Raw genomic sequence first — 12,708 nt, 5'->3', positions numbered from 1 at the left:
GCGCTCCCGGTCGGGCCTGTTGTCCGCGACACGGTACTCCCCGACCGGCGGGACGACGGAACGGGACCGTCCCGCGAACCGCCGGACACGCGCGTGTGCCTCAGCCGAGCAGGACGACCTCGACCTCGGCGCCCGGTTCGACGCGTTCGGTGTCCTCCGGGACGACGATCAGCGCGTCCGCGTGCGCGAGTGCGGCGACCAGGTGGGAGCCCGCCCCGCCGACGGGGGTGACGGCGCCGTCGGCGCAGGTGGCGCGCAGGAACTGGCGGCGGCCCCTGGGGGACGTCAGGGGCTTGTCGGCGGTGAGCTTCGCGCGCGTGGTGGGCCGGTGGAGGTCCGTGAGGCCCATCAGGGCGCGGATCGCGGGCCGCACGAACAGTTCGAAGGAGACGTAGGAGGAGACCGGGTTGCCCGGGAGGGCCAGCAGCGGGGTGTGGTCGGGACCGACGGTGCCGAAGCCCTGGGGTTTGCCGGGCTGCATGGCGAGCGTGCGGAAGTCGACGCCGCCGCCCGCCTCGTCCTCGTCGCCGACGGACGACAGGGCCTCCTTGACGACGTCGTACGCGCCGACGCTGACGCCGCCGGTGGTCACCAGCAGGTCGGCGCGGACCAGTTGGTCCTCGATGGCGGAGCGCAGCGTCTCGGGGTCGTCGGCGATCGCGCCGACCCGGTAGGCGATCGCTCCGGCGTCGCGGGCGGCGGCGGTGAGGGCGAAGCTGTTGGAGTCGTAGATCTGACCGTCGGCCAACTCCTCGCCGGGCTGGACGAGTTCGCTGCCGGTGGACAGGACGACCACGCGCGGGCGCGGGCGTACGCGGACGGTGCCCCGGCCGATCGCGGCGAGCAGGGCGATCTGCGGCGGCCCGAGGACCGTGCCGGCGCTCAGAGCGCGGTCGCCCGCGCGGACGTCGCTGCCCTGCGCGCGTACGTGCGCGCGTGCTTCGGCGGGCCGGTACACGCGTACGTGCCCGAAGGCGCCCTCGGGGGCGAGGCTGTGCGCGCGCATGGAGCCGACCGGGCCCGCGCCGAGCCCGCCGTCGGTCCATTCGACGGGGACGACGGTCTCGGCGCCGGGCGGCAGGGGGGCGCCGGTCATGATGCGGGCGGCCTGTCCCGGGCCGACGTGCAGCAGGCCCGCCGGTCCGCCTGCCGCGACGTCCCCGACGACCTCCAGGGCGGCCGGGAACTCCTCGCTCGCGCCCGCGATGTCCGCGACCCGCACCGCGTACCCGTCCATGGAGCTGTTGTCGAACGGCGGCAGGGAGACCGCGACCGTGACGTCCTCGACGAGGACGCAGCCCTGGGCGTCGAGGAGTTGCAGCTCGATGGGTTCGAGGGCGCGGACGGTGGCCAGGACGTCCTGCACGTGCTCGTCCACGGACCAGGTGCGGCCCTGCGGGGCGGGGCGGGGGGTGCTCAACTCGGCTGCAACTCCTCGGTGACGTAACGGTGGAGCCAGGTCCGGAAGTCCGGTCCCAGGTCTTCACGTTCGCACGCGAGTCTGACAATGGCACGCAGGTAGTCGCCGCGGTCGCCGGTGTCATAGCGGCGGCCCTTGAAGACGACGCCGTGGACGGGGCCGCCGGCGGTCTTGTCCTGGGCGAGCTGCTGGAGGGCGTCGGTGAGCTGGATCTCGCCGCCGCGGCCGGGCTCGGTGGTCCGCAGGATGTCGAAGACGGCCGGGTCGAGGACGTAGCGGCCGATGATCGCGTAGTTGGACGGGGCGTCCGCGGGTTCCGGCTTCTCGACCAGGCCGGTCACCTCGACGACGTCGGCGTCGGCGGTGGAGCGCACGGCCGCGCACCCGTAGAGGTGGATCTGTTCGGGCGCGACCTCCATGAGGGCGACGACGCTGCCGCCGTGGCGCTCCTGGACCTCGATCATCCGCTGGAGCAGCGGGTCGCGCGGGTCGATCAGGTCGTCGCCCAGGAGGACCGCGAAGGGCTCCTGGCCGACGTGCGGGGCCGCGCACAGCACCGCGTGGCCGAGCCCCTTGGGGTCGCCCTGGCGCACGTAGTGCATGGTCGCGAGGTCGCTGGACTCCTGGACCTTGGCGAGCCGGGCGGCGTCGCCCTTCTTCTGGAGGGCCGACTCGAGCTCGTAGTTGCGGTCGAAGTGGTCCTCAAGGGGCCGCTTGTTGCGGCCGGTGACCATGAGGACGTCGTCGAGGCCGGCGGAGACGGCCTCCTCGACCACGTACTGGATCGCGGGCTTGTCCACGACCGGCAGCATCTCCTTGGGAGTCGCCTTGGTCGCCGGCAGGAACCGGGTTCCGAGGCCGGCCGCGGGGATGACAGCCTTGCTGATCCTGGGGTGAGTCATGGCGGTCACCCTATCCGGTGCTCTTGAGCGGAATCCGTGACACCGGATCATGGATGCTCATATGAGCGCATTCGAGACAGTGCGGAGTGGTGCATGAGCGTTTCCGGCGGCCCGGCCGCGTCGGACAAGCGGGAGCTACGGCGGGAACTCCTCGCCGCACGGGCCGGGTTGACCCCCGACGACCTGCGGGAATCGGCTGCCGCGCTCGCCCGGCGCGCGCTGGAGCTGCCCGAGCTGGCGCAGGCGCGCGTGGTGGCCGCGTACGTGTCCGTGGGGAGCGAACCGGGCACGCTCGCGCTCCTGGACGCGCTCCGCGCGCGGGGCGTGCGCGTCCTGCTGCCCGCGCTGCTGCCGGACAACGACCTGGACTGGGGTGTCTACGACGGCGAGGGCTCTCTCGCGAGCGTCCGGCACGGGGGCCGGATGGCCCTCCTGGAGCCTGTCGGCGACCGGCTCGGCCCGGACGCCGTGACGGGCGCCGACGTGGTCCTGCTGCCCGGTCTCGCGGTCGACGGGCGCGGGGTGCGGATGGGGCGCGGCGGGGGGTCGTACGACCGGGTGCTGGCCCGGCTGGAACGGGCGGGCGCCGGGGCGGCCCTGGTGGTGCTCCTGTACGACGGCGAGGTCGTCGCGCGGGTGCCTTCGGAGGAGCACGACCGTGCGGTGCACGCGGTGGTGACACCGTCCGGGATTCGTCGGTACGGTTCCGTATCGTCGTAACGCTGGCGCATCGGCGTACAGGGCAGGGCATAGGGAGCACGAGACAAAAAGAAAAAGAAAGGGGCCCCCGCGCGGGGGCCCCTTTCTCAGTCCGCTGTGCCGGTCAGGGCTTCAGGGTGAGGGTGTCGCTCGTGCTGCCGTCGACGGCCTTCGAGGAGAAGGACCAGTCAAGGAGTTCGCCGTTGGCCCACTTGCCGGTCTGGTCGGTGTAGTGGGCGCTGAAGGCGTGCCCGGAGGCGCCCGACAGGTTGATCCACTTGGACTTGTCGAAGTCGTCGAGGTTGACGACCATCCGCATCGACGGCACCCAGACGACGCCGTAGCCGCCGGCCGCGTTCCAGCCGGTCGCGTTGACGGACGCCTCGCCGCCGCTGAGCTTCCAGGGGCCGCGGTTGAGGATGTAGCGCAGGAACTCGGGGCCCTCGGTGCCGAGGGTCTGGTTCTTCAGGAACAGCCGGTGCAGGCGGCCCCAGCTCCAGGTGTCGATGTCCTTGCCGAGCTTGGCGGTCAGCTCCCAGCGGGCGTCGATCAGCGCGCGCCTGAAGAGGCCGTCACGGTCGGTGGCGCCGGGGCGCGTGCCCGCGCGGGGGGTCGTCCACCACTCGCTCTTGGGCTTGTCCAGGAGGTTGCGGACCACCTCGAACCAGCGGTCGCCGCCGTCGGGCTGCGCCTGGTCGGCGTCGCGCATGCCGCACTCGCGGACCTTCTGGGTGTCGTCGACGGGCCCGGTGGAGTTGACCGGGTCGACCCACAGGCACTGTCCTTCGACGCGCAGCTCCTTGGGGAGCTTGTTGCCGAAGGCGAGCTTGAGGATGTTGCGCCAGACGGCGTTGAAGTAGGCGGCCGCGGCGGAGTCGGCGTCCTGGGTGTAGTCCCAGCCCTGGAGGAGTTTCTGGGCCTCCCGGACGTCCGGGTCGGCGAGGTCGATCTTGAGCAGCCTCGGCACGAGCAGCTTGGCGATCTCGCTGCTGCTGTCGAGCTGCATCTGGCGCATGTCGTCGGTGGAGATCTTGCCGCCGCCCTCGATCTTCTGCTTGATCAGGTCGGTGATGCGCTGGCTGCGGGTGCCGTAGCCCCAGTCCGTGGTGAGCGTGTACGGGTAGTCGTCCGGGTCGACGACGGCCTGGTTCGCGGTCACGATGTAGCCGCGGTCCGGGTTGTACTCGTAGGGCAGCTGGTCGAACTTGAGGTAGCCGGTCCACGCGTACTTGGAGTCCCAGCCGGGCGCCGGGATGGAGCCGTCGTGGTTCTTCCCGCGCGTGGGGATCTTGCCGGGCAGCTGGTAGCCGATGTCGTCCTTGGTGTCGGCGAAGATCAGGTTCTGCGAGGGGACGTCGAAGAGCTCGGCGGCGTCGCGGAAGTCCTCCCAGTCGGCCGCCTTGTCCATGGCGAAGACGGCGTCCATGGTGGTGCCGGGCTGCAGGGCGGTCCACTTCAGGGCGACGCCGTAGCCGTCGCCGCGGTCGGGCGCGGCGGAGGTGACGCCGGCCTTCTTGCCGACGTCGACGAGTTCGTCGTTGCGGTCGGACAGCAAGGGCATGCCGTCCTCGGTCTGGCGGACGACGATCTTCTTGGAGCTGCCGCCGGCGACGTCGATGGTCTCCGTGCGCGTGGCGAACGGCCGGACCCTGCCGTCGTACTCGTAGCCGTCGCCGGTGATCTTCTCCAGGTAGAGGTCGGTGACGTCGACGCCGGAGTTGGTCATGCCCCAGGCGATGTTCTGGTTGTGGCCGATGACGACGCCCGGCATGCCCGCGAAGGTGTAGCCGGAGACGTCGTACTGGCAGGTGGCCGAGAGGGTGCGGCAGTGCAGGCCCATCTGGTACCAGACGGACGGCAGGGACGCGGTGAGGTGCGGGTCGTTGGCGAGGAGCGGCTTGCCGGTGATGGTGTGCTTCCCGGAGACGACCCAGGAGTTGGAGCCGATGCCGTTGCCGTTCACGCCGACGGCCTCGGGAAGGTCGTCGAGGACGCCGTTGAGGCCCGCCAGCTGGCTCTGGAGGGCCGTGGAGCCCTGGGTCGAGGTTCCGGAGCCCGAGCCGGTTCCCGAGCCCGTGGAGGAGCCGCTGGAGCTTTCGGAGGAGCCGGTGGAGCCGTTCTTCGCCTCGAACTCCCCGGTCAGCTCGTCGTACTGGCCGTCCTGGACGATGGCCTGGTTGCGGCTGTACGGGTAGGCGGGGTAGAGGTCGGCGATCTGCTGCGGGCCGAGGCGGCTGGTCATGAGGGCGCGGTCGATCTCGTCCTTCATGTTGCCGCGCAGGTCCCAGGCCATCGCCTTGAGCCAGGAGACCGAGTCGACGGGGGTCCACTCGGCGGGCTTGTAGTCGTTGGTGAAGCCCAGGGCCGCGTACTCCAGGGAGATGTCCTCGGCGGACCTGCCCCGGAGGTAGGCGTTGACCCCCTTGGCGTACGCCTGGAGGTACTTCTTGGTGGAGGCCGACAGGACCTTGTCGTACTCCTCCTTGGCGACGCGGTCCCAGCCCAGGGTGCGCAGGAACTCGTCGTTCTCGACCTGGCCCTTGCCGAACATCTCCGACAGGCGCCCGGAGGTCATGTGCCGGCGCACGTCCATCTCGTAGAACCGGTCCTGCGCCTGGACGTAGCCCTGCGCCATGAACAGGTCCTCGTCGGAGGAGGCGTAGATCTGCGGGATGCCGTAACCGTCGCGTTTGACCTCGACGGGACCGGAGAGGCCCTTGAGGTCGGTCTCCCCCGAGGTCTGCGGGAAGGAGGCCCGGACCGTACTGACGGACCAGTAACCGCCGTAGGCGATGCCGCCGATCACCGCTAGGACCAGGATGATCACGATCAGGCGGGCTTTGCGCCCCTTTTTCCTGCCGGACTTGCCGGGGTTGTCACCCGTTGTGGCGGTGGTATTCGGGGGCATCGCTGTCCTTGCTGTCCTAACGCGAGCGGCAGGTCGGGCTGTGACTTTGAATGAACGCTGGAGCAACCATAGGCGCAGGCTCAGGCGCCACTTGACTCGGAGTCGGGAACGCGGACGCGGGAGTGTTCGATCCACACCTCGGCGAGCGTCAAGAAATCGTCAAGAGTTAGGTAAGGTAACGAAGTAGTTGGATGTGTGGCGTCGATGCTTCATGTCCGATGTGTTCGTGCACCCCGCGCGCGGATGCGTGCGTCGGCTTCCGCGACGCACCTGGTCCCCCACCCGCCCGCGCGCCAGGAAAGGAATCCGCCGCTGACCGTCCACCACCTCAACCAGCTCCTGCTCGTCTGCTCGCTCGTCCTGCTCGTCGCCGTCGCAGCCGTCCGGATCTCCTCGCGCAGCGGGCTTCCCAGCCTGCTCGTGTACCTGGGCATCGGCGTCCTCATGGGCCAGGACGGCATCGGCGACATCCACTTCAGCAACGCCGAGATGACCCAGGTCATCGGGTACGCGGCCCTGGTCGTGATCCTCGCCGAGGGCGGTCTGGGCACGAAGTGGAAGGAGATCAGGCCGGCCCTGCCGGCGGCGTCCGTGCTGGCGCTGGGCGGGGTCGCGGTGAGCGTCGGCGTCAGCGCCAGTGCCGCCCACTACCTGGTGGGCCTGGAGTGGCGGCAGGCGCTGATCATCGGCGCGGTGGTGTCGTCCACGGACGCGGCGGCCGTCTTCTCCGTCCTGCGCAGGATCCCGCTGCCCGCGCGCGTGACGGGCACCCTGGAGGCCGAGTCCGGCTTCAACGACGCCCCGGTCGTCATCCTGGTCGTCGCGTTCTCCACGGCGGGCCCGGTCGAGCACTGGTACGTGCTGCTCGGCGAGATAGCCCTGGAGCTGGCCATCGGAGCCGCGATCGGCCTGGCGGTCGGTTTCGCGGGCGCCTGGGGCCTCAGGCACGTCGCGCTGCCCGCCTCCGGCCTCTACCCGATCGCCGTGATGGCCATCGCCGTCACCGCGTACGCGGCGGGCGCCATGGCGCACGGCAGCGGCTTCCTGGGCGTCTACCTCGCCTCGATGGTCCTGGGCAACGCCAAGCTGCCGCACTGGCCCGCCACGCGCGGGTTCGCCGAAGGGCTCGGCTGGATCGCCCAGATCGGCATGTTCGTCCTGCTCGGCCTGCTGGTCACCCCGCACGAACTGGGCGACGACTTCCTGCCCGCCCTGATCATCGGCCTGGTCCTGACGATGGTCGCGCGCCCGCTGAGCGTCCTGCTGTGCCTGCTGCCGTTCCGGGTGCCCTGGCAGGAGCAGACGCTGATGTCCTGGGCGGGGCTGCGCGGCGCGGTGCCGATCATCCTGGCGACGATCCCCATGGTGAACGGCGTCGACGGCAACCGGCGCATCTTCAACATCGTCTTCGTCCTGGTCGTCGTCTACACGCTCGTGCAGGGGCCGACGCTGCCCTGGCTCGCGCGCAAGCTGCGCCTGGGCGACGGCAGCGAGGCGACCGACCTGGGCATCGAATCGGCGCCCCTGGAGCGGCTGCGCGGGCACCTGCTGTCCGTCGCGATCCCCGACGGGTCGAGGATGCACGGCGTCGAGGTCGGCGAACTGCGGCTGCCGGCCGGTGCGGCGGTCACGCTCGTCGTCCGGGACGACACGTCCTTCGTGCCGTCCCCGACGACCGTCCTGCGGCACGGCGACGAGCTCCTGGTCGTCGCCACCGACCCCGTGCGGGACGCGGCGGAGAAGCGCCTGCGCGCGGTCGGCCACGGCGGCAAGCTCGCCGGGTGGCTGGGGACGGGCGGAACGCGCTGAGCGCGGGCGCACGCGTTAAGGGCAGGTTTCGCAGTGCTCACTTTCACAGGCCGCGCGAGGCGTCGCCGCTGTACGATGAACGCGCACCTTGATCGAACCAACTCTGTCTGAAGCAGGGCTGGCGCGACCGTATGGCGGCCGAGACACCCTCCTGGCAGGGACGACGGTATCTACCGCAGAGCGCGCAAGAGGACAGCTCTCGGCGTCCCCCTCCGGGGTCGCGCTACCAGGCGGCAGAAAGGCACGGGCCGTGGCATCCACGGTCACCAAGACGTCGGCCGAAGGCCGTCCCGGATACGGACAACTGCTGCGCACGCGCGGCGCGTGGACCTTCCTGCTGCCGGGCTTCGCGGCACGGCAGCCGTTCGCGATGCTGACCATTTCCATCGTGCTGCTGGTCCAGCACACCACCGGCTCCTACGGGGCGGCGGGCGCCGCGGCGGCCGTCACCGGCGTCTCCCTGGCCCTGTTCTCGCCCCTCAGCGGCCGTCTCGCCGACCGGTACGGGCAGCGGGCCGTCCTGCTGCCCGGCGTCGTCGTGCACGCGCTGGCGGGCCTCACGCTGACCGCCCTCGCGCTCGCCGACGCGCCTCTGTGGGCGCTGTTCGCGGCGGCCGTCCCCACGGGCGCCTCGGTGCCGCAGGTCGGGCCCATGGTGCGCGCGCGGTGGGGCGTGACGCTGAAGGACTCGCCCCTGATGACGACGGCGGCGGCTTTCGAGTCCGTCACCGACGAGCTGACGTTCGTCGTCGGCCCACTGCTGGCGACCGCGCTGTGCACCGCCGTCCACCCGGCGGCCGGGCTCGTCACGGAGGCCGCCCTGACGCTGGTCGGCGGGCTGCTGTTCGCCGCGCAGAAGCGCACCCAGCCGCCGGTCACCGCGGACGGGCACGCGCGCGTGGAGCACGCCTCCGCCCTGCGCGTCCCCGGGGTGCGCGTGCTGATCGTCGCGTTCCTCGGCATCGGGTCCGTCTTCGGCGGTATGCAGGTGTCGCTGGCCGCGTTCACCGAGTCGATCGGCGAGCCCGGTCTGAACGGCGTCCTGTACGGCACGTTCGCGGCGGGCAACATGCTCTCCGGGATCGTCTGCGGCGCGATCGCCTGGAAGGTCGCTCCGAGGCGCCGGCTGCTCGTCGCGTACGGCGCGCTCGCGCTGGCCGCGTCCGGGCTGTGGGCGGCGCACTCGGTGCTGCTGCTCGCCGGGCTCGGACTGCTGGTCGGTGTGTGCATCGCGCCCGCGCTGATCACCGGCTACACCCTGGTCGAGGAGCTGGTCCCGGCGGGCGCGCGCACGGAGGCGTTCACATGGATGACCGGCGCGGTCGCGCTGGGGCAGGCGGCGGCCGTCACGGTCGCCGGGCAGCTGGAGGACCGCTTCTGGGGCGGCTCCGGGTTCCTCGTCCCGCTGGGCGGCACGGTGCTGGCGCTGGCGACCGTGGTGGCGCTGCGTTCCCGGCTGGCGTCGCCCACGCGCGGGCGCACGGTGGCACGTGGCGTCGGTCACCGCGTGCCGGTGGCAGTGGACTGATCCTCAGGAATACGTCACTATGGACCCTCGTTAGCACTCATCGAGTGAGAGTGCCAGGAGGAAGACAGTGCCGACCTACCAGTACCAGTGCACCGAGTGCGGCGAGGGCCTTGAGGCGGTGCAGAAGTTCACCGACGACGCCCTGACCGAGTGCCCCAGCTGCGGTGGCCGCCTGAAGAAGGTGTTCTCCGCGGTCGGCATCGTCTTCAAGGGCTCCGGCTTCTACCGCAACGACAGCCGCGGCTCGTCGTCGAGCAGCTCGCCCGCCTCGACGTCGTCCAAGCCGGCGTCCTCCTCGTCGTCCTCGGACTCCAAGCCGTCGTCCGACGCGAAGCCCGCCTCGGGTTCGAAGCCGTCCGCCGGGTCGACCGCCGCCTGAGACACCTCGCTTCCGCGCACCCCGCCGTCCGGTGACGGCGGGGTCTTCGGTGTTTGCGGCTACTGTTCCGGGCATGACGAACGCAGAGATCGGCGTGATCGGCGGCTCCGGGTTCTACTCGTTTCTCGACGACGTGACCGAGATACAGGTCGACACGCCCTACGGCACTCCCAGTGACTCCCTCTTCCTCGGCGAGGTCGCCGGACGGCGGGTCGCGTTCCTTCCCCGGCACGGGCGCGGGCACCATCTGCCGCCCCACCGGATCAACTACCGGGCGAACCTGTGGGCGCTGCGGTCGGTCGGGGTGCGGCAGGTGCTCGGGCCGTGCGCGGTGGGCGGGCTGCGCCCCGAGTACGGGCCCGGGACGCTGCTGGTGCCCGACCAGCTGGTGGACCGCACGAAGACACGGGCGGGCACGTACTTCGACGGACTGCCCCTGCCCGACGGGACCGTCCCCAACGTCGTCCACGTCTCCCTCGCCGACCCGTACTGCCCCGCCGGGCGGGCGGCCGCGCTGAAGGCGGCGCGCGGGCGGGACTGGGAGGCGGTGGACGGCGGGACGCTGGTGGTGATCGAGGGGCCGCGGTTCTCGACGCGCGCCGAGTCCCTGTGGCATCAGGCCCAGGGCTGGTCGGTGGTCGGCATGACCGGGCATCCCGAGGCCGCGCTCGCCCGTGAACTGGAGCTCTGCTACACGTCGTTGACGCTCGTGACCGACCTGGACGCCGGTGCGGAGACCGGTGAGGGGGTGTCCCACGAGGAGGTGCTCGAGGTGTTCTCGGCGAACGTGGGGCGGTTGCGGGACGTGTTGTTCGACGTGGTGGCGGAGTTGCCGGCGGTGGACGGGCGGACGTGTCTCTGCGTGAACGCGTTGGGCGGGCTTGAGCCGGGGTTCGCGCTGCCGTAGGGGGCTGACGGAGCTGCCTCCGGGGGGGGTGGCGGAACGGTTCGGCGGTACCTGGCTCTGTACCTGGCTCCCGATCGGGTGACGGAGTTTTCCACAGGTGCGGGGTTACCCACAGGCCGCGGCGGGGCGTTGCCGAATTGCTCATCGTGGATCTCGCAGGCCGGTCTCGCGGCCTGTGCGGTCCGTTCTGTACGCCGTGTGCTCTGTGTGCAGCGGGCCGGCCCTTCGTCGCAGGTGGTGATCCCATGTCCGTTCCGCCCCCTCCCCCGTCGTCCGAGGTCTGCCCGCCGGGCTCGGACACTCCCGTCACGTGCGAGGTCCCGCACTTCTCGCCCGTGCGGGTGCGTGGCGCGCGGTATCAGTGGCAGCGGCTCGTACGGCACCGGCGCAGGGCGCTGGCGCTGGGGCTCGCCGTCACCGCCGCCGCGCTCGTGGCGGCGGGGCCGCAGGACGGCGCGCAGAGCACCGCGCAGGCCGCCGACTCGGCGCGCGGCCGGCCCGAGGACGCCGGGCTCGCCGCCGCCCCGCCCGGCCGGAGGGCCTCCGTCGAGACGGTGTCGGCGCCCGTGCGGATCGCGGACGCGGAGACCGTGCGGTTGCTGCGGCCGGGTGACCGGGTCGACGTGATCGCCGCCGAACAGGCCGCGGCGGGTGGTGGCGAGGCGCGGGTCGTCGCACGCGGGGCGCTGGTGTCGAAGGTGCCGGAGCCGCTGGGCGAGAGTCCGGACAGTGGCGCGCTGGTCGTCCTCGCGGTGCCGCGCAAGGCGGCGGCGCAGTTGGCCGGCGCGGGCGCCACGGCACGGCTGGCGGTGACCCTGTGGTGACCTCCGTCTTCCGTTCTGTGTTCGGTCCGCTGTCGTCAAGTCCCTCGTTCGAGCTACCGAATTGGACATGTACGCCTCGCTCTGGCGTAGGTTGCGGAGCTGTTCGTTCCACAACCTGTACATGTGAGGAGTGTCACCGAGGTGAGCGAAAAGAAGGGGGCCGGCGTCTGGGACGGCTTCAAAGCCTTCCTGACGCGTGGCAACGTCGTCGATCTGGCAGTCGCGGTGGTCATCGGCGCCGCCTTCACGAACATCGTCAACTCGGTGGTGAAGGGCGTCATCAACCCGCTGGTGGGTGCGATCGGCACGAAGAACCTGGACAGCTACAGCACGTGCCTGAAGGACCCCTGCAGGCTGGCGGCCGACGGGTCGGTCGAGAGCGGCGTCCTCATCCAGTGGGGCTCGGTGCTCGGGGCGACGCTGAGCTTCCTGATCACGGCCGCGGTCGTGTACTTCCTGATGGTCCTGCCGATGTCGAAGTACCTGGCACGGCAGACCGCGCGCCAGAAGGCGAAGGAGGGCACGCAGGAGGTCATCGAGGTGTCCGAGCTGGAGGTCCTGAAGGAGATCCGCGACGCTCTGGTGGCGCAGCGCGGTTCGGGGCAGGGCGACGGGCGGTAGCCGCGTTCTCCTCGGCCCTGCGGGCGGCGTCCGGCCTCGCCCGTGGGGCCGTTCTGCTGTCCCGGGGGCTTCGGGGCCGGCTCCGTGGAAGCCTTCGGCGGTGGTGCGGGGCGCTTCAGATGTGGTGGGGCGGCTTCTCGTCGAGGAAGCGCTTCAGGTCGGCCGCCGCGTCGGCGCCGGTCGTGGCGGACTCGCCCCAGCCGCGGTCCGTGTCGTCCGAGGACTGCCGGTCCAGGGGGTCGTCGAAGACCAGGGCGGCCTTCGGGTCGCGGGGGGCGGCGGGAGGGGTGCTCATTCCTCCAGGGTACGGGGGTGTGGGGGAGGCCGGGAGCGGTCGCGTGGGTGCTGGGGCTGCTGGTGTTTTCCGAGGGGGTGCGGGTGCGGGTGTGGGTGTTTCTGGTGATGGTGGTCGGGGAGCTGAGTGTGCCGGTGGCCGCGGAGGCGATCGGCAAGGCGCATGTCTCGGCGACGGCGGTCGTCACCGTGCCAGCGGCACTGTGTCTGGTGACCGTCCGGGCGTTGCACGCGCGGCACTTCAAGGTGGGGTCCGGGCAGCAGGCGGTGCTGCCGGGGACGGCGGTGCTGGTGCTGCGCCGCACCTTCCTCGGGCACGGGGCGGTGCTCGCGGCCGGGGTGGTGGGGGCGTGCGCGGTGGCGGTGGGGACAGCGTTGAGTGCGCGGGCGGGGGTGCGTGTGAGGGCGGGGGCGTGA

The 12,708-nt window shown here is 71.4% G+C and carries 12 protein-coding genes; 8 read left to right on the top strand and 4 right to left on the bottom strand.

Going from position 1 to position 12,708, the window contains the following annotated elements; translation table 11 throughout:
* Nucleotides 1-100 precede the first annotated feature (100 nt).
* The gene (gene glp, locus IAG44_RS23870; protein WP_187749107.1) at nucleotides 101-1,420 is read right to left on the bottom strand and encodes a molybdotransferase-like divisome protein Glp; all 1,320 of its coding nucleotides are present in this window, start codon (nucleotides 1,418-1,420) and stop codon (nucleotides 101-103) included.
* A complete protein-coding gene (gene galU / locus IAG44_RS23865; protein ID WP_187749106.1) occupies nucleotides 1,417-2,322 on the bottom strand; it encodes a UTP--glucose-1-phosphate uridylyltransferase GalU in 906 nt (301 codons plus the stop codon). Before galU ends, glp begins: the two co-directional genes overlap by 4 nt.
* Nucleotides 2,323-2,415: 93 nt before the next feature.
* On the opposite strand from galU, the gene IAG44_RS23860 reads away from it, so the two are divergent.
* Nucleotides 2,416-3,042 carry a 5-formyltetrahydrofolate cyclo-ligase gene (locus IAG44_RS23860; RefSeq protein ID WP_187749105.1) on the top strand — a complete coding sequence of 209 codons (627 nt, stop codon included), beginning with the start codon at nucleotides 2,416-2,418 and terminating at the stop codon, nucleotides 3,040-3,042.
* 103 nt (nucleotides 3,043-3,145) lie between these two features.
* Here IAG44_RS23860 and IAG44_RS23855 read toward each other — a convergent pair whose 3' ends face one another.
* The gene (locus IAG44_RS23855; protein ID WP_187749104.1) at nucleotides 3,146-5,929 is read right to left on the bottom strand and encodes a penicillin acylase family protein; all 2,784 of its coding nucleotides are present in this window, start codon (nucleotides 5,927-5,929) and stop codon (nucleotides 3,146-3,148) included.
* 243 nt (nucleotides 5,930-6,172) lie between these two features.
* Between IAG44_RS23855 and IAG44_RS23850 the strand changes: the two genes are divergently transcribed.
* The 6 genes from IAG44_RS23850 to mscL all read left to right on the top strand — a co-directional run bounded on the left by IAG44_RS23850 (nucleotide 6,173) and on the right by mscL (nucleotide 11,997).
* The gene (locus IAG44_RS23850; protein WP_246562016.1) at nucleotides 6,173-7,738 is read left to right on the top strand and encodes a potassium/proton antiporter; all 1,566 of its coding nucleotides are present in this window, start codon (nucleotides 6,173-6,175) and stop codon (nucleotides 7,736-7,738) included.
* A gap of 250 nt (nucleotides 7,739-7,988) precedes the next feature.
* Nucleotides 7,989-9,266, top strand: coding sequence for an MFS transporter (locus IAG44_RS23845; RefSeq protein ID WP_187749103.1), 1,278 nt, complete (start codon nucleotides 7,989-7,991; stop codon nucleotides 9,264-9,266).
* A 67-nt stretch (nucleotides 9,267-9,333) separates the two neighbouring features.
* A complete protein-coding gene (locus IAG44_RS23840; RefSeq protein WP_187749102.1) occupies nucleotides 9,334-9,645 on the top strand; it encodes an FmdB family zinc ribbon protein in 312 nt (103 codons plus the stop codon).
* A 73-nt stretch (nucleotides 9,646-9,718) separates the two neighbouring features.
* Complete coding sequence (locus IAG44_RS23835) at nucleotides 9,719-10,552, top strand: S-methyl-5'-thioadenosine phosphorylase (RefSeq protein ID WP_187749101.1); 834 nt, start codon at nucleotides 9,719-9,721, stop codon at nucleotides 10,550-10,552.
* A 245-nt stretch (nucleotides 10,553-10,797) separates the two neighbouring features.
* On the top strand, nucleotides 10,798-11,376 hold the full coding sequence (locus IAG44_RS23830) for a hypothetical protein (protein WP_187749100.1): 579 nt from the start codon (nucleotides 10,798-10,800) through the stop codon (nucleotides 11,374-11,376).
* 141 nt (nucleotides 11,377-11,517) lie between these two features.
* Nucleotides 11,518-11,997: a large conductance mechanosensitive channel protein MscL gene (mscL, locus tag IAG44_RS23825; RefSeq protein WP_187749099.1), complete on the top strand. Its 480-nt coding sequence runs from the start codon at nucleotides 11,518-11,520 to the stop codon at nucleotides 11,995-11,997.
* Between the two features lie 115 nt (nucleotides 11,998-12,112).
* Here mscL and IAG44_RS23820 read toward each other — a convergent pair whose 3' ends face one another.
* Nucleotides 12,113-12,292 (bottom strand): hypothetical protein, encoded by a 180-nt coding sequence (locus IAG44_RS23820; RefSeq protein ID WP_187749098.1) that lies wholly within the window; start codon nucleotides 12,290-12,292, stop codon nucleotides 12,113-12,115.
* 47 nt (nucleotides 12,293-12,339) lie between these two features.
* On the opposite strand from IAG44_RS23820, the gene IAG44_RS23815 reads away from it, so the two are divergent.
* Nucleotides 12,340-12,708, top strand: coding sequence for a hypothetical protein (locus IAG44_RS23815; protein WP_187749097.1), 369 nt, complete (start codon nucleotides 12,340-12,342; stop codon nucleotides 12,706-12,708).

Origin of the sequence: Streptomyces roseirectus, assembly GCF_014489635.1 — a bacterium.
Taxonomy (GTDB): Bacteria; Actinomycetota; Actinomycetes; order Streptomycetales; family Streptomycetaceae; genus Streptomyces; species Streptomyces roseirectus.
Note: the sequence above shows the minus strand (reverse complement) of the source record. Positions and strands in the feature narration are given on the sequence as shown.